Origin of the sequence: Flagellimonas oceani, assembly GCF_011068285.1 — a bacterium.
Classification (GTDB): domain Bacteria; phylum Bacteroidota; class Bacteroidia; order Flavobacteriales; family Flavobacteriaceae; genus Flagellimonas; species Flagellimonas oceani.
The window spans coordinates 1,664,864-1,681,254 of the sequence record NZ_CP049616.1 but is presented as its reverse complement, the minus strand read 5'-3'; the positions used below and the strand labels follow the sequence as shown (position 1 = coordinate 1,681,254).

Genomic DNA, 16,391 nt, shown 5'->3' with positions numbered 1-16,391 from the left:
CTCGTTGCTTTGTGATATTAAAATTATGATTCCGTTCGGTATCTATCAAAAAAAGTGTGATCAAAATCATACCAATCGACTATTGGCGATGCAATTCAAGGTGTATTGAATGAGTTCGTCGACGGTTTTATGGCCCTGTTCGGAAAACTCGCCGGTGACCCTATTCGCTAATATGGCGTTTAGGGAAACTGCCCTGTGCCCAAGGAGTTTGGCAAGACCGTAAATGCCAGCTGTTTCCATTTCCAGATTGGTTATCCTAAGGTTTTTATGGGAAAACTGGGCTAGCTTCTCGTTAAAATCTTTAAGGGATGGTTTTAGTCGTAATGTTCTTCCTTGTGGCCCGTAAAAACCTGAATTTGTACATGTTGCCCCTAATCGTATACGATTTGAGTCGAAAATGTCGCCCAACTCCTTGTCAAAATCTACAGCGTAAGGATGAATGTTGTGCTGCTCCCAACCAAGGTGGTCGTGTAATGCCAGTTCCAGCGCTGTGTTCTTGATATGTTCGGATTCATAAAAGTGGAGCAGGTTGTCAAAACCTATTCCGGAACTGCTCATTAAAAATGTATCGATAGGGATGTCGGGTTGTATCGACCCAGATGTACCAATCCGTATAAAACTGAGTTGTATTTTTTCTGATTTAGTGTCCCGGGAATCAAAATCAATATTGGCCAAGGCATCTAATTCATTAAAAACAATGTCAATATTGTCCGTTCCGATACCTGTGGAGATTGCAGTGATTCGCTTACCGGCGTAAATACCGGTATGGGTGACAAACTCACGTTTTCCCTTCCTTATTTCGATGGAGTCGAAATATTTGGAAACCTCAGGAACACGTTCCGGGTCGCCTACAGTAATAATAATGCTGGATATGTCTTCGGGAAGAAGATTGAGATGGTAAATGCTCCCATCAGCATTCAGAATAAGCTCTGAATTGCTCAATGAAGCTTTCATCTATTACAATTTCAGGATTCGTTCGGTGTCGGTATTGTATAAGAAGTTATACTTTAAAGAGCCCCCTAGATACATTTGATTATCACGAAGTTCTGAATAATAGTTCGCTTCTTGTTTTAGCACGTGCAACCCTTTTTTGGTCAATTTCACGGGGTCAAAAGAACTGAACAATGGTTTCAGGGAAGAAATCATTCTGTCATATTGTGTATCGCCAAAACCATAAAATCCTTGATTGGTCAATAGTTTGCCCATTAGCTCTTTTCTGGATTGTGGCTTTTCTTCTTTTGCCACTTCCAAAATGTGGTTTTCCAAATCGTTGAGACCATTTTTTATGGTAGGGTAACGCTTTAAATGCGTTTTAAGGGCATCCGAAAGGTATTCGAACTGGAAATCGTTGTTGGCAATCTGGTTTTCCAAGCGGATGGGATTATCACTGCAATACAATTGCCAAATGTAATCCGCATATTCAATATCGTCCTGTGAAAGGAGTTTTTTATTGTCGTAGAGCTCGAGCAGTTTTTCGTCGTTCAGCTCATTTAGTCCATAAAGTTTGCTGGAGCCTTCGACCTTGCCACTGCACACCAAGTAGATTTCGGCATGTCTTCTGTGGGATTTTAGCCAACTCAGCACGGCCAGCATGTTTATTTGACAAAAAAGGTCATATTCAAACCACAGAACAATTTGGTCCTGCTGTTTGTGATTACAAAGGGACCTGTATTCTTTTAGGGTTTTTTCGATGAACCAAGATTTGGAGACTTTGTAATTTTTATTGAGGAACTCGAACCTTGTTTTCCAGAAAGATTCGCTCCCCACGGAAGAGAGGGTTTTGCCTTCGCAAAGCATCTCTCTCCATGTAATTACGTCTCCTTTTAATTGTAAAGACTGTAATCTGGACGTGAAACTGTCCCCGTTGGTTATGTGCAACAGTGATTTCATTTTCAGCTCAGTTTTCGTTGGTTAGGAAGAATAAAAGTAAGGTTTAAAGCAAGAACACAAAAATTTTTTCACAAAACATTGTTGTTCTGGACAAGTTTTTAACATCAATTAAAATCTGAATCGATTTTTTGTTAAATTTTTACATTATCCGCCAACACGCTTTACGGAAAATCCATTTTCCTTTAGGAAGTCCATGATTTTATCGCGATAATCCCCCTGAATAATAATCGCTTCGTTCTTAAAACTGCCCCCGACACCCAAGAGGGTTTTCAGGTCTTTGGTCAGTTTTTTAAAGTCGCTATCCGCGCCATTATATCCTTCAATAATAGTGACAGGTTTTCCCTTTCGTTTTTCATATTTACAGATAATGGGATCCTCTTGTAGCCAATATGCGGGTCCGTTATCGCTATTGTCCGGTTCGTTCTCCGGCTTATGGTCGGGAAATAGATTTTTAAGCTGGTCTTGTAGGTCCATCTTTATTTTTTTACGAGTCCGAGTTCAATAAGTCGTTCGTGCAGGTATTCACCGGCCGTAATATCCTCGAATGCTTTGGGATTGTCCTCGTCGATACAGTTTTCCAGGCAGTTCAACGGCATATCGCTCACGGGATGCATAAAAAACGGAATGGAATAACGGGAGGTGCCCCAAAGTTCTTTTGGTGGATTTACGACTTGATGGATCGTGGATTTTAATTTGTTGTTGGACAAACGCGATAGCATATCGCCCACATTGATCATCAACTGGTCCGGTTGGGCAATGGCATCCACCCAATTGCCCTCATGGTCTTTTACTTGAAGTCCCTTCCCGTGTGCGCCCATGAGCAATGTAATCAGGTTGATATCGCCGTGTGCGGCTGCTCTCACCGCGTTTTTTGGCTCTTCGGTAATAGGCGGATAGTGGATGGGCCTTAAAATGGAATTCCCATTTTTGATGTAGTCATCAAAATAATCCTCCTCAAGATCTAGGTGCAAAGCCAATGCACGCAACACATATTTTGCTGTTTTTTCCAGCATTTTGTAGGTTTCTTTTCCCACTCCGTTAAAATCGGGAAGCTCTGCCACGGTAACATTGTCGGGGTATTCGGCTTCCAATTCTGGATTGTCTTCCACATACTGCCCAAAATGCCAGAATTCCTTCAGGTCGCCTTCTTTTTTTCCTTTGGCGTGTTCTTTTCCAAAGGAAGTATATCCACGTTGGCCGCCTATGCCTTCAATTTCATATTTATCTTTTACGTCCTGCGGAAGGTTGAAGAATTTTTTTATCTCGCTGTAAAGGTCGTTCACCAATTTATCGGATAAAAAATGTCCGCTCAGCGCCACAAAGCCAATATCCTCAAAAGCGGCACCTATTTCATTGACAAATTTTTCTTTTCGTTTTGGGTCGCCCGAAACAAAGTCGTTCAGGTCCACACTTGGAATCGCACTCATAGTATCATCTTTGATGTAAAATCAAAAATAAGGAAATAAGCTGAAGGTTTTAGAATTTTAAAGCGTTTTGAAGGGCTTTTTACTACTTTTAGCCAACAGAATTTTTACGATATGAGGTATCATGTTGGCAGCTTGGAACGCGAAAAGTTGCTGGAGTTGTACACAGGCATGTTGAAGCCAAGGATGATAGAGGAAAAAATGTTGATTCTTCTAAGGCAGGGCAAAATTTCCAAGTGGTTCAGTGGAATGGGGCAGGAGGCCATTTCCGTTGGAGTGACCCAGGCACTCAAGGAAAGCGAGTATATCCTCCCCATGCATAGAAATTTGGGCGTCTTCACTTCCAGAAACATTCCTTTGAACCGTCTTTTTGCCCAATGGCAAGGAAAACAGAGCGGATTTACCCAAGGCAGGGACCGTAGTTTTCATTTTGGGACCCAAGAATATAAAATAATCGGTATGATCTCCCATTTGGGGCCCCAACTTGGAGTGGCCGACGGAATCGCCTTAGCGGACATGCTCCGAAGAAAAAAGCGTGTAACTGCAGTATTTACAGGTGAAGGAGCCACTAGTGAAGGGGATTTTCACGAAGCATTGAACGTGGCCTCCGTGTGGAACCTCCCTGTTTTGTTCTGTATCGAAAACAATGGGTATGGACTTTCCACGCCGACCAATGAGCAATACAAGTGTGAACATTTGGCGGACCGTGCCAAAGGATATGGTATGGAATCGCGAATAATTGATGGAAACAACATTTTGGAGGTGTACACCAAGGTCGATGAATTGTGCAAGGCAATCCGAAGACGTCCAAGACCCGTATTGCTGGAATTCAAGACTTTTCGCATGCGGGGTCACGAAGAGGCGAGTGGCACTAAATATGTCCCGGACAAGTTGATGAAGGAATGGGGCAAAAAAGACCCTATTTCCAATTATGAAGAATTTTTATTGGAGGAAGGGGTGCTTACCCATGATCATATTGAGGAACTTAAGGCGGGATTCACCGAGGAAATCAATGCAAACTTGCAGTTGGCCTTTGATGAGAGCGAGATTGATTGTATTGAAAGTAAAGAGTTGAATGAGGTGTACCATAATTTTGATTATCAAAATATTGAACCTAAGTCAGACTCAAAAGAGAACATCCGTTTTGTGGATGCCATCTCCCAAGGTTTGGAGCAATCCATGTACCGTCACAACGAACTCATCATCATGGGACAAGATGTGGCGGATTATGGCGGAGTGTTTAAAATCACCGAAGGTTTTGTGCCCAAATTTGGCAAGAGCCGGGTGCGGAATACACCCATTTGTGAATCGTCCATAGTCTCTACGGCCATGGGGCTGTCCATTAACGGTATGAAGGCCGTCGTTGAAATGCAGTTCGCCGATTTTGTGAGCTCTGGCTTCAACCCAATCGTAAATTATTTGGCCAAAGTACATTACCGTTGGAACGAAAAAGCCGATGTGGTAATACGCATGCCCTGCGGTGGTGGCGTAGGGGCGGGGCCGTTCCATTCCCAGACCAACGAGGCCTGGTTCACCAAAACACCAGGTTTAAAAGTCGTTTACCCCGCATTCCCGGATGATGCAAAAGGATTATTGAACACGGCGATCAACGACCCCAACCCGGTGCTGTTTTTTGAACATAAGGGATTGTACCGCAGTGTTAAGGGAGATGTTCCTACGGATTATTACACATTGCCTTTTGGCAAGGCCAAACTGTTGAAGGAGGGGGAATCCCTATCTGTGGTAACCTACGGTGCAGGGGTGCATTGGGCGCTGGAAGTTTTGGAAAAATACCCAGAGATTGATGCGGATGTGCTGGATTTGAGAACGCTTCAACCCTTGGATAAGGAAGCCATTTTCGATTCGGTGAAAAAGACGGGCAAATTGATCATACTGCAAGAGGATACTTTGTTCGGGGGCATTGCCAGCGATATATCGGCCATGGTGATGGAAAATTGTTTTGAATATTTGGACGCTCCCGTCAAAAGGGTGGGCAGTTTGGAAACCCCGGTTCCCTTTGCAAGATCACTCGAAACAAATTATTTGCCCAAAAATCGGTTCGAATCGGAATTAGTTGAACTGTATCGATATTAATATGTTGTTTATCCCGTTTAAAGTAAGCGGATTAGCCATTTTTTTCATAATTTAACAACTATAAATACGTCCCCAAACGTATATCCTTAAACATTAACTTAATTATCTATGATGAAACGATCACTCTTATTGATTACAGTGGTGGGACTTTTGCTCTCATCATGTTCGGTTTCCAAAAGCGCTAGAACACAGCGAGACTTGTTCAGCGGAACTTGGAACTTGGACAATGTTTACTACCAAAATGCTTCCGGAAACTTTAAATCCACCATCTTCAACGATGCAGAGGATATCTGCTTTGAGGACAGTGAGTGGTTTTTTAGGGACAATAACAGTACTGGGCGCTATACGATAGCTCCAAGTTCCCTCTGCCAAGGAGGCGACCGTTTTTTTAGATGGTCCGTTGTGGAGCCGGAACAAAATTACCAGAGTCAATTACAGTTCAAGTTTATTGATGAAAACCGAAAGGATATCTCTGGAGGTTACGGATACCGTTTGAACATTGTTAGTTTGTCCGAGCAGTCTATGACGCTTAACTCCAATGTTTCGGTTGACGGTCAGAGTGTGACCATTGTTTACGAATTCTCAAAAAAATAATTACATGAAAAATATTGTATTGAAAGGTGCAACTGCTTTTTTAGCGTTGACCATGATCATTAGCTGTGATGCTGTCAAAAATGCCAACAACACCCAAAAAGGTGCTGCAATCGGTGCCGGTGGCGGTGCCGTTATCGGTGGTGTCATCGGTAACAACGTTGGTAAAGGAAACACCGCGCTGGGCGCCATTATCGGTGCTGTGGTGGGTGGAGCCGCCGGTGGTTATATAGGTAACCGTATGGACAGGCAGGCCGAAAAAATCGAGCAAGAAATCCCAGGTGCCGAAGTGCAAAGGGTAGGCGAGGGTATCAACGTTACCTTTAGCGGAGAGAACGGTGTTTATTTTGACACCAACAAATCCGATATCAAAGGCGCTTCTGCCACTACATTGGACAAATTGGCAGGAATCTTTAAGGAATACCCAAAAACCAACATCTTGGTCGAAGGCCATACCGATTCCGATGGAGCTGCCGATTACAACATGGGGCTTTCACAACGCAGGGCCCAAGCGGTAACCAGTTATTTGGTGTCCAAAGGTATTTCCAGCGGACGTTTTACCACTAAATGGTACGGCGAGGAGCAACCTATCGAAAGCAACGAAACAGCTTCGGGAAAAGCAGCGAACAGACGTGTGGAGTTGGCCATTATAGCCAGCGACGAGCTTAAAGAGGAAGCCAAAGAGCAGACAGAAAATTAAAGGTCTTTCTCTTTGCAGAACATAAGGCCCGGATAAAACCGGGCTTTTTTTATGGCCAGATGTTAAATAAACTATTAAATGTGAGTTAAGCCGTTACAGTATTGCAAGAATTGTTTTAACTTAATAGTGAACAACACGTTACACCATTAAAATCTTGTAAAGCCATGCAAAGTATAAGCCCCAACACTATTGAGCACAAACAGGAACTTCTTGTTAGGGTGGAAAGAAACGAACGTATGGTACAACGGCTTTCCGAAAAGCTCAATTCGTACACGTATGAGCCCAAATGCCCGCAGCGGTTCGAAAAGTTTTACGAGCTCAATAGGCATATCCAGGAATTTAGGAAGCATCAAAAAAGAGTGTTGTCCAAAATAAGAAATCAAAAGGTGGACCTAACGGAAACGGATACCACCGAAATCAAATCCCATCTGGACCGTTTTAAAATATTGGAAAGCGAGTTCGCGGCATACCTGTTCGACCTTAACAAGCCTCTGTAACTTGGATTTTATCCTAAATTTTCAACAAATCCCCTTTTGCCCAATATTCATGCGTAATTTTGCCGGACACTAAAACCGTCTTTCCGTGGCAAAATCCTCAAACTCCGTACTTGTCATCCTCGCATTTTTTGCCATCTATTTTATATGGGGCTCCACCTATTTGCTGAACAAGATAGCCGTTATGGAACTGGAACCGTTTATGTTGGCGAGCTGCAGGTTCACCGTGGCGGGACTCTGTATTTTTATCTTGGCAAAACTTATGGGGATTTCGTTGCGCATTACCAAAAAGCAATTGCTCAACTCCGTTATTGCGGGCATACTTTTTTTGAGTGTCGGCAACGGTTTGGTCGTTTGGGCGCTGCGTTATGTGGATACCGGCTTCGCGGCCCTCGAAATATCGTCCCAACCGCTCATTATCCTTTTGATGATGCGTATACTCCAAGGAAAAAAAATACAGCCCATGTCCGTAGTGGGAGTGGTTTTGGGCATTGTGGGCATTTACCTGCTGGTGAGCCAAAAACAGATCATTGCCCAAGAAGAGTCCATCGTGGGAATGGCAATGATATTCTTTTGTATGCTCTGTTGGGCCTATGCCAGTCTTTTTGTGGCGAAAGCCGACCTGCCCACCAATTACTTTGTGAACACGGGCTACCAAATGTTCTTTGCGGGCCTTATTTTAAGTTTGATGAGCCTTGGGTTTGGTGAAGAATGGTCGTCCCCATTGGCTTGGAGCGGCGATGTGCAGATTTCGATGCTGTTGCTCATCTTTTTTGGCAGTATCTTGGCCTTTACCTCGTTCAACTACCTGCTCAAGACCGTTTCCCCGGAAAAAGTGGCCACCTCCACTTATGTGAACCCCATTGTAGCACTGTTGTTGGGCTGGTATTTTTTGGACGAACAGATTACCCTGCAATCCATTCTGGCGGCGGCCATATTGCTGACAGGTGTCTATTTCATCAATACCAAAAAGACCTTGGCCATTTTTGAGCGCTTTAAACGTTAAGACTCCGTTATTTGTCTCGGAATTGGCATTGCTTTTTTGTATTTTGAATGAAGTAAACACGTAAAACAATGAAGTCTATCCTAAAATTTGGAGCTTATCTTTTTCTTTTGATGTCAGTGGCCTGTGCCTCGAGCAAGGACCAGTCATCGCCGGAAGCAATCGCCGCTTTGGACAAAATGATCCAAAACCAACAATTTCAGATTGATGCCAATTGGGCCCAGCCCATGGCCAGCCAAGGCTTGAACAGTATCGCAAATGCAGGGCTTTTGCCCTTTGGCAGTACCGCTAGCCGTATAGACATTTCCGGCTCGGGCGGCTATCTGCGCATGGTGGGCGACAGCGTAGAGGCCGATCTGCCCTTCTTCGGGGAGCGCCAATTGGGCGGTTTTTACAACCAAAACAAGGCAGGCATCAAGTTTGAGGGCATACCCAGGGACTTTTCCGTTTCCCCAAATAAAAAGGATTCCGGCAAGACCATGCGGTTCAACATCAGCAACGAATCCGAGAATTATCAGGTGATCGCCCAACTTTACCCAAATGGCAATGCCCGCCTAACGGTATCCAGTAGCCATCGTACCAATATTTGGTATCAGGGCGACCTTTCCGAGTATCAAAAGAAGGAATAGAAAATAGGGAGGAACCAATTTCATTTGGCTCTTTCGACCATTGCCGTGGGATATCCTTCCACTTTCCATCATTTTGTCATAGCTTTATTGATTCAGAAACCAAAACATCTAAACTAGTAAAATGAAAATGTACACCTTGACCCAACGGTCAATATTTATTTTGATGCTCTTGACGGCTTTTGTGGCCTGTAAGGAAAACAAAAAGGACCAAGAGGAACCGACCCAAGAAGAAGTAGCGGAAAATACCGAAACCACCACCGATTTGCCACTGGACCGCCTCAACCTGCCCGATGGATTTAGCATAGACGTATATGCGGAAAATATTGAAGGGGCCCGTTCCATGGCCATGGGCGACGATGGAACCCTATTTGTGGGCACCCGTAACGAGGGAAAAGTCTATGCGCTCAAAGATTCCGATGGCGACTACAAGGTAGACAAGACCTATACCATTGCCTCCGATCTGGAGCAGCCCAACGGGGTTGCGTTCAAAAATGGCGACCTGTACGTTGCAGCGGTGAGCAAAATGTTCAAGTACGCGGATATCGAGTCCCAGTTGGAAAACCCGAAGGAACCCGAACTGGTCTACGATGATTACCCCACCGAGTTCCACCACGGCTGGAAATACATCGCTTTTGGCCCCGACGACAAATTGTACGTGCCCGTTGGCGCCCCCTGCAATATTTGCGACAGCGCCACGGTGGACAAGCGTTATGCCTCCATTACCCGAATGGACCTCGATGGCAGCAACCGGGAGATCGTAGCGCACGGTGTACGGAACACCGTAGGGTTTACGTGGCACCCGGAGACCAAGGAACTTTGGTTTACCGATAACAACAGGGATATGATGGGCGATGATACCCCTCCGGGAGAGCTGAACAAATTAACAGAGGTAGGCCAGCATTTTGGGTATCCGTTCTGCCATGGCGGAACCATTAAAGATCCCGAGTATGGCGACCAGCGACCCTGTTCCGATTTTGTGGCGCCGGTGCAGCCATTGCAGGCCCACGTAGCGGCTTTGGGCGTTAAGTTTGGCCAAGGCCCCATGTTCCCCGATACATATACCGGCCACGCGTTTATGGCAGAGCACGGTTCTTGGAACCGTTCCAAAAAAGTGGGGTACCGGGTAAGCATGGTAAAACTGGAAAACGGCGAGGCCGTAAGCTACGAACCTTTTATAGATGGCTGGCTGGACGAAGAATCGCAAGAGGCATTTGGTAGGCCGGTGGATTTACTGTTCCTGCAAGATGGTTCCCTGCTCATCTCCGACGATGAGGGCAACGCCATTTACAGGGTGACTTACAAGGGATAACCTTTTTTAAAATAACGATTCGAGGTACTTGGGGATGGGCAATTGCTCCATTTTCCAAGTACTTTTTTTTTGGTCCTTATCGGTGACCTCCACAAAATAGTAGTTGGGCATCCCGCTTTTTGGGGGATGTATGTGCTCTACCGAAAACGTACTTTCCTCGTGCACAAACACGTACTCGGTGGTATCTCCGTCGGCAGACTCCCTTACTTCGCCATTTCCAAGGATCAGGTTGGGCCTGGTAAGGATGCCGTTGCGCTTGTTCCAGCACAGGTAGCGGATTTCGCCGCTGCGCAACCGGTCTATCCTAATAGTGTATCGCCCATCTCCGATATAGGCTAAAATGTTCTGAATATTGGGGTCTCTCCAAAAAATGGCCAAGTAGGTTTAAGTGGGTTTGGAGTGTGTACGAACGGTATAAAACCTGAGGTATTGTTTTAACATCTGTATTTTCTGGAAAACTCGGCTCCAAGGAGCCAGCCTACCATAAAAATGATGAATCCCAATAGTACCAAGCATACAATTTGTAAGGTGTTTATCGTCTCAAGTGTAGTCATACTCTTATTTTTTTACCAAACTACACAATATGCAATTATTTTACGTACCCCAATTGACGAATGCCCCTTTTGAATTGAGGAATGGCCGTTTTGAACCAACGGATTTAAAAAATGGGTAAAAAGGGGAGGTGGGGAGGTTGGGTTTTTGGGAAGGTTGGAGAAAGCCTAAAGGGCTTTTTTTATAGGGTTACGGTTTTCCGTAAGCTGTTACGTGTTAAAGACTTATATTTGGCTATAAAGTTTCCCAACCACTAACTATATCACTACTAAAATGCGAGTGAAACTAACACAACTGCAAAGAGTTATTGTTGCAATCCTTTACTTGGTTGTTTTATTCATTTTGTTTACCATAATAGATGGAAATTATAATGATTTACTATGGGACACTTCAAATGATAAAAGAATTTGGTTCTTTTCTGGGGCACTATTAATTATTTTGGGAAAGTACATCGCGGAGCCATTTTTCAGTAAGCCAACCGATGCAATAGCTAACTCTTTGGCATTGCTTATTACATTGTTGACAATTACGGATAAATCTAAATTTGTTTTTTATGAAGTTGTATTGGCAATTTCATTCTTGGTACTTTTTAGCAGTCTTTTGACAATCTTTCTGAAAAATTTTGAGGGTGAAATAGTGGATAAGATTAATAGGATTGCGTATAAATTCTCCACTGTTGTTGGGAATAGTAGGGTACTATTCTCCTTTATTTATATTCCTGCAATATATTCCTACTTCTTGAACATTGACAACCCAGATGTTGTTGCATTTGTTGTTTTACTCGCTTTTTGGATATGTATTGTCTTTTTTGACATAATCGGAAAAGCTGTAGAATTTCTAGGATCATTATTTAAGAATGAAAAATTAGATGTCGAAGAACTTGGAACTGCTATAAGTTGTGAGAACCCACTTCTGTACCATGTGGAGATTGATTATTTAAAACACAAGAAATCGAGTGTCACTTTAGGGGATTTAGTCACAATCGAAAATGAAAAGTTATCAAAGTCCATTGGAATTATAATAAATAAAAAACAACTTCTAAATAAATTATGGTTAGAAATTTATTTATTAACCGATGAAGATAATGAACCAATAAAAATACCTCAAAATCATAGGTTGGCATATGATGGTTTAAAATCAATTCTTAAATCCTTGAACTCTGTTTCTAAAATAAACTCTTTGGATTCTCTTCCATCAACGATAAAGAATAAGGTAACGAAAAGTAAACTCTATTTAAATAGGGAAAATTTTATAGGTTATATTGAAAAGGGTTCCAACATAAATAAAATTGTTTTCCAACATCTTGGTAGTAATGAAATAAATGAAGGGGAAATAGTTACCTCTACGATTTATGAAAATGAAACCATATATCAATTAATGGATGGTTTGACAGGTGAAGAGCCTCTTGAGTTTAAAGATAGATATGGTTACGAACTGGCCTATGCACGAAAATTAGGATTTTATGATGAAGATCAACATGAATTGAAAACAAGAAAATGGTTGCCAAAAATTTATGAACCTGTATTTGGTTTTTCAAATGGTAATATTTCGGAGGAACAACTTAAGAATATCGCCGAAAATTCAATAGGTAGATTGCCTGGTACAAATTTTCATATTCCAATAAAAGATTATCATTCACTTGTAACTCATAATACAGCAATACTTGGAATTTTAGGAATAGGCAAATCAAGATTAACCTTTGAACTTGTTAAAAAATTACTGGATAATATTGAAGATTTAAAAATTGTTTGTATTGACATTACAAATGAATACATGCTTGATTCAAAGTTGCCAAAATATATTGATGACGCTTTGATAAAAGCTGATGATCAAAATGCTTTCAATTCAATTAATGCAACCTACAATCATATTCATATAGATGGTCAGAAACAGATACCAGAGAAGAGCGGAAATCAATCGTTGTATCGTAAAGAAGTAAAAAAAGATTTAATTAATTTCTTTTTTAATCAGGAAGAATTGCCTGAAAATTTTGAATTCAATAATGATAAAAGAGTAAGAATTTATAATCCAGATTTACATAAAGCTTCCAAAGGAGAGAAAATCGGATTTAATGTGATTGCAACCTCAATGACTCAAACTGAAAAAACAAGAATAATTTCCGAGGAAATACTTAAAGTTTTAATGCATTATCCTCCGAGCGAAAATAACACAGCCCGTGTTTTGATTGTTTTTGAAGAAGCTCATTCATTGATTCCTGAATGGAATTCTGTTGCGAATGAAGGAGACAAAACAGCTGTTAATGGTACTGCTAAGGTTTTATTACAAGGAAGAAAATATGGTTTAGGTTCATTAATTATAACTCAAAGAACTGCTAATATTAGTAAAAGTGTATTGAATCAATGCAATACAATTTTCGCTTTAAGGGTTTTTGATGATACCGGTAAACAATTTTTAGAAAATTATATTGGTACAGATTATTCAAATACTTTGCCTACTCTGGAAGAAAGACAATCCATAGCGGTTGGAAAGGCATTAAAACTTAAGCAACCAATTATTATACAATTAAATGATATGAAATACATCATGAAAAATCAAGAACAAGAACAACAAGAAGAGTAAAGTCATTAAATCATTTAAATCCCCCCAATCTCCTTCAACCCCAACCCCGTTAACTCTTTAATGGTTTCATCGTCAAAACCTTTGTCTTTCATCTTCTTGGCAATACTAATCGCCTTTTCTTTTTCGGCCCGCTTTTTCTCGGTATCGATCTTAAACTGTTCCAGTTCCTGCTTTTCGGGGCCCATAATTTCAAAAAGGCCGCTTTTTTGGAGTTCGTCCATTACGCCTTGGTCGGCAAAACTGGTATAGTTGGTCTCGGTGATCACCAAATGGTCCAGCACTTCCACTTTTATGAGTTTGCCCACTTTTAGCATGTGGTCGGTAAAGGTAATATCGGCATCGGTTGCTTCGTGCGTGCCGCTGGGGTGGTTGTGCACCAAGATCAGCTTGCTGGCCAGTTTGTAGATCGCCATCCGGAACACATCGGGCGGGTCGGCGTTCACGCGGTTGCTGGCCCCCAGGCCAATGAGCTCCACGAACAGTATTTTGTTGTTGTGGTTAAGGCCCACCACCCAAAAATGCTCTTGGTTGCGGCGTATCTTGTTCTCGCGCAGCAAAACCTGCTGCATGATTGCATATATGTCCGCGGAGTTGAGCACTTTGATCTTCTGTTCTTTGGTAAGCCGTACGTTCATGGTAGGTGTTTGTGTTTTTTGGGTTTGGGAAAGGTAGTCCATGCCCGTGAAAAAAACAAAACCACGGTTGTCGGTATCAAAAAAAATAGTTTATTTGATGTACAGATCATTTAACCTCAAACCATATGGGCTTATCCAAGTTCCTTTTGCGCTCTTGCTTTTCATTCATAACAATATTGGTCTTGGGCTGCTCCAAAGACGATGGCCCCGTAGATCATAGCGACCCAAATTCGTTTTACAGCGGTGCGGCCACCAATGCCAATAGTGCCGACCTTTTGGGGTATTGGGCCATAACAGAGGCCGAGTACGAGGGCACCAGAATACCCATACCTATTAATTATACTGATTGTGGCCGCGATTTTTTTGTGTATCGCGAAGGTGGTACATACCAAGAATACCAATATACCAGTTCGGCCTGTGAAACCATTAGCAGCCAACTAAAATGGGAGCTGGACAAAGGGGTTCTTACCATGAGCACACTTTCGGGCAGTACAGATGATCTGGTGATCATCAAACTTACGGCCACGGAATTTCAGTTTAAGGCACGCGTGGATATTGATGAAGATGGGGAGTTGGATGTTGTAGTGCTCATTGCCAAGCGCTACACCCCGGATGAACAGGATTTTTATACCCAATCTTTCCAGTATTACGATAGCGATTATAATTATGAGCTTATAGGCTACACCTGGCAGCCCTACGATGGTTTCCATACGTTTGAAAAATATGAGATCTATAGAAGTCAGGGTGAAAACTGTTCCAAAGCCAATGCAGAACTGGTAGCTACGATCACCGATGTGAACGACACGGAATATTTTGATCTAGAACCTCCCGTAAGCGAGCAATTGTGTTATTTTTTACGAATCTATACGGATCAGGGCATTTTGGGAGATAGTAATTTACAAGATTTCGACCCCAGTTATCTTCGTATAGCCCCCGTGAATTTAAACGAACCCACTGTTGCGGGCAACACGATTTCGTTGAGCTGGGACGCTTCGGATTCCCCCTATTTTTCTCACTACGAGATTGTATTGCGTAATCATGAGGGTGGTTCGGGGAATGGTTTTCAAGATAAAACCGTGGCCACTATTTCGGATAGGGAAACCACTTCGTGGGTGGATGAAAACCCGCCGTATTTTGAAAATCCCTACTATCACATTAGGGTGCATACCCTTTTTGGATACAAAACGGATTATAGTACGGACGTAACCACCTATTGGCAAGTTCCTTTTAAAAGACCGGAGATTCTATCTTTAAAGGAGATAAAGTCCTATGCCATAGATCCCTCGGAACCCGTAATCTATTTTTGGGGTCAGGAAAGTGGGGAGGGCATGACACCTTTGTATTTGTACCGCTATAACTATGATACCCATCAAATTGATGCCATTGCAAATATTGCTCCGCAGTATGACACCGATGTGCCTATCAAAGTTATTGTTTCGCCAAACGGCAAAGAGCTTATAATAAAGCAAGGTGTTGAACTCCATTTTTATGATGCTTCGACCATGCAATTCAAATATGCCATCGACCCGGAAACTGTTTTCAGTATTGGTGATTTCAACTATGATCCTCTGCGAGATATCTGGGTAATTTCGGATAGTGACGATATTTTTACCGTAAAAAGGGATAATTCCACTATGAGCTTTATTGATACCGCGCCACATTTTGTGGAACACCAAGGTAGCGGCAGGTACAAGTTCATTATTTTAAACAATGGGCAGATAATTTTGGGGCACCGCTACGAAACTACCAGTTTTGTGTTCGATTTGGATGCTACTGGAAATTTTAATGGAAATCAATCTGTCAATATACAGTTTAGACAGGCAAACATTTATGAACAAGAAGAATTAATGTACAATGCAGCTGCCAACCTATTGGTGGATAGTGAACCAAACCGATTGTATTCCAGTACCACCTTCCAAAATTTAGGATCTTTTGAAAAACCGAATTTCCCAACGGGTTTAAGTTTGGATGGAAGCAAAATATTTGGCACGGACAACGATTACGAATGGAACATCGATGATGACAGCCCACATAAAAAAGAGGCCCTAATTTTTGATAGGAACACTTCCACAGTCACAAGCGTGCAAACTCTGGGCTATCCACATATTCTTTTTGAGAACTTTAGAGGAGAAGTGATGAGTATCTCTAGCGGTTTAAAAAGGGCAACCCTTTATAGGGATTTGGCCGATACCGCTGATATTTTTATTGAAAAGATTGAGGTGCCATAAGTGAGGTTCATCAACAAGCGTAAAAAAACCGCCCCAAACGCTATTCGTATGGGGCGGTCCCGGTTTTCTTCGGAATCCAATTACTGCACAATGCTGTTCAGTGGTTGTACCTGCGCATCAAAATCCTTTGGGGTGGCGGCCAATGCCCCAATTTGTTCCTGTGCTTCTTTCCATTCCTGCTGTTCAATGGCCTCGCGCACGCCTGGAAGTGTCTTTCCCCATTACCGTACCGATGGCCCTAAAAAAGCCGGGGTAGGGGGTG

15 protein-coding genes are annotated in these 16,391 nt (G+C 42.5%); 9 read left to right on the top strand and 6 right to left on the bottom strand.

What is annotated here, in order from left to right:
* Positions 1-66: 66 nt before the first annotated feature.
* The 4 genes from GVT53_RS07855 to GVT53_RS07840 all read right to left on the bottom strand — a co-directional run bounded on the left by GVT53_RS07855 (position 67) and on the right by GVT53_RS07840 (position 3,317).
* Positions 67-954: a nucleoside phosphorylase gene (locus GVT53_RS07855; RefSeq protein WP_166248128.1), complete on the bottom strand. Its 888-nt coding sequence runs from the start codon at positions 952-954 to the stop codon at positions 67-69.
* A 3-nt stretch (positions 955-957) separates the two neighbouring features.
* The gene (locus GVT53_RS07850) at positions 958-1,890 is read right to left on the bottom strand and encodes a DUF1835 domain-containing protein (protein ID WP_166248127.1); all 933 of its coding nucleotides are present in this window, start codon (positions 1,888-1,890) and stop codon (positions 958-960) included.
* A 144-nt stretch (positions 1,891-2,034) separates the two neighbouring features.
* Complete coding sequence (locus GVT53_RS07845; RefSeq protein ID WP_166248126.1) at positions 2,035-2,364, bottom strand: translation initiation factor; 330 nt, start codon at positions 2,362-2,364, stop codon at positions 2,035-2,037.
* 2 nt (positions 2,365-2,366) lie between these two features.
* Entirely contained in the window at positions 2,367-3,317 is a 951-nt protein-coding gene (locus GVT53_RS07840; RefSeq protein ID WP_166248125.1) for an isopenicillin N synthase family dioxygenase, read from the bottom strand.
* A 111-nt stretch (positions 3,318-3,428) separates the two neighbouring features.
* On the opposite strand from GVT53_RS07840, the gene GVT53_RS07835 reads away from it, so the two are divergent.
* From GVT53_RS07835 to GVT53_RS07805, 7 genes are all read left to right on the top strand, one after another.
* Entirely contained in the window at positions 3,429-5,408 is a 1,980-nt protein-coding gene (locus GVT53_RS07835) for an alpha-ketoacid dehydrogenase subunit alpha/beta (RefSeq protein ID WP_166248124.1), read from the top strand.
* Between the two features lie 108 nt (positions 5,409-5,516).
* Positions 5,517-6,002: a lipocalin-like domain-containing protein gene (locus tag GVT53_RS07830; protein WP_108247318.1), complete on the top strand. Its 486-nt coding sequence runs from the start codon at positions 5,517-5,519 to the stop codon at positions 6,000-6,002.
* A gap of 4 nt (positions 6,003-6,006) precedes the next feature.
* Positions 6,007-6,699: a YiaD family glycine zipper/OmpA-like lipoprotein gene (locus GVT53_RS07825; protein WP_166248123.1), complete on the top strand. Its 693-nt coding sequence runs from the start codon at positions 6,007-6,009 to the stop codon at positions 6,697-6,699.
* A gap of 164 nt (positions 6,700-6,863) precedes the next feature.
* A complete protein-coding gene (locus GVT53_RS07820) occupies positions 6,864-7,196 on the top strand; it encodes a hypothetical protein (RefSeq protein WP_166248122.1) in 333 nt (110 codons plus the stop codon).
* Positions 7,197-7,281: 85 nt separating this feature from the next.
* Positions 7,282-8,199 carry an EamA family transporter gene (locus GVT53_RS07815; RefSeq protein ID WP_166248121.1) on the top strand — a complete coding sequence of 306 codons (918 nt, stop codon included), beginning with the start codon at positions 7,282-7,284 and terminating at the stop codon, positions 8,197-8,199.
* A 68-nt stretch (positions 8,200-8,267) separates the two neighbouring features.
* The gene (locus tag GVT53_RS07810; protein WP_166248120.1) at positions 8,268-8,825 is read left to right on the top strand and encodes a DUF4251 domain-containing protein; all 558 of its coding nucleotides are present in this window, start codon (positions 8,268-8,270) and stop codon (positions 8,823-8,825) included.
* Positions 8,826-8,946: 121 nt separating this feature from the next.
* Positions 8,947-10,134: a PQQ-dependent sugar dehydrogenase gene (locus GVT53_RS07805; RefSeq protein WP_166248119.1), complete on the top strand. Its 1,188-nt coding sequence runs from the start codon at positions 8,947-8,949 to the stop codon at positions 10,132-10,134.
* Between the two features lie 6 nt (positions 10,135-10,140).
* Here GVT53_RS07805 and GVT53_RS07800 read toward each other — a convergent pair whose 3' ends face one another.
* On the bottom strand, positions 10,141-10,512 hold the full coding sequence (locus GVT53_RS07800; protein WP_166248118.1) for a hypothetical protein: 372 nt from the start codon (positions 10,510-10,512) through the stop codon (positions 10,141-10,143).
* Between the two features lie 453 nt (positions 10,513-10,965).
* Here GVT53_RS07800 and GVT53_RS07795 point away from each other — a divergent pair, with 453 nt between their 5' ends.
* Complete coding sequence (locus GVT53_RS07795) at positions 10,966-13,266, top strand: ATP-binding protein (protein ID WP_166248117.1); 2,301 nt, start codon at positions 10,966-10,968, stop codon at positions 13,264-13,266.
* A 14-nt stretch (positions 13,267-13,280) separates the two neighbouring features.
* Here GVT53_RS07795 and GVT53_RS07790 read toward each other — a convergent pair whose 3' ends face one another.
* Positions 13,281-13,901 carry a JAB domain-containing protein gene (locus tag GVT53_RS07790; RefSeq protein ID WP_166248116.1) on the bottom strand — a complete coding sequence of 207 codons (621 nt, stop codon included), beginning with the start codon at positions 13,899-13,901 and terminating at the stop codon, positions 13,281-13,283.
* 125 nt (positions 13,902-14,026) lie between these two features.
* Between GVT53_RS07790 and GVT53_RS07785 the strand changes: the two genes are divergently transcribed.
* Positions 14,027-16,129 (top strand): lipocalin-like domain-containing protein, encoded by a 2,103-nt coding sequence (locus GVT53_RS07785; protein ID WP_166248115.1) that lies wholly within the window; start codon positions 14,027-14,029, stop codon positions 16,127-16,129.
* Positions 16,130-16,391 lie beyond the last annotated feature (262 nt).

What these genes read in the sequence shown, in the direction of transcription:
- GVT53_RS07855 (WP_166248128.1), bottom strand. Translation starts at nt 954, where the DNA reads ATGAAAGCTTCATTGAGCAATTCAGAGCTTATTCTGAATGCTGATGGG.
- GVT53_RS07850 (WP_166248127.1), bottom strand. Translation starts at nt 1,890, where the DNA reads ATGAAATCACTGTTGCACATAACCAACGGGGACAGTTTCACGTCCAGA.
- GVT53_RS07845 (WP_166248126.1), bottom strand. Translation starts at nt 2,364, where the DNA reads ATGGACCTACAAGACCAGCTTAAAAATCTATTTCCCGACCATAAGCCG.
- GVT53_RS07840 (WP_166248125.1), bottom strand. Translation starts at nt 3,317, where the DNA reads ATGAGTGCGATTCCAAGTGTGGACCTGAACGACTTTGTTTCGGGCGAC.
- GVT53_RS07835 (WP_166248124.1), top strand. Translation starts at nt 3,429, where the DNA reads ATGAGGTATCATGTTGGCAGCTTGGAACGCGAAAAGTTGCTGGAGTTG.
- GVT53_RS07830 (WP_108247318.1), top strand. Translation starts at nt 5,517, where the DNA reads ATGATGAAACGATCACTCTTATTGATTACAGTGGTGGGACTTTTGCTC.
- GVT53_RS07825 (WP_166248123.1), top strand. Translation starts at nt 6,007, where the DNA reads ATGAAAAATATTGTATTGAAAGGTGCAACTGCTTTTTTAGCGTTGACC.
- GVT53_RS07820 (WP_166248122.1), top strand. Translation starts at nt 6,864, where the DNA reads ATGCAAAGTATAAGCCCCAACACTATTGAGCACAAACAGGAACTTCTT.
- GVT53_RS07810 (WP_166248120.1), top strand. Translation starts at nt 8,268, where the DNA reads ATGAAGTCTATCCTAAAATTTGGAGCTTATCTTTTTCTTTTGATGTCA.
- GVT53_RS07805 (WP_166248119.1), top strand. Translation starts at nt 8,947, where the DNA reads ATGAAAATGTACACCTTGACCCAACGGTCAATATTTATTTTGATGCTC.
- GVT53_RS07790 (WP_166248116.1), bottom strand. Translation starts at nt 13,901, where the DNA reads ATGAACGTACGGCTTACCAAAGAACAGAAGATCAAAGTGCTCAACTCC.
- GVT53_RS07785 (WP_166248115.1), top strand. Translation starts at nt 14,027, where the DNA reads ATGGGCTTATCCAAGTTCCTTTTGCGCTCTTGCTTTTCATTCATAACA.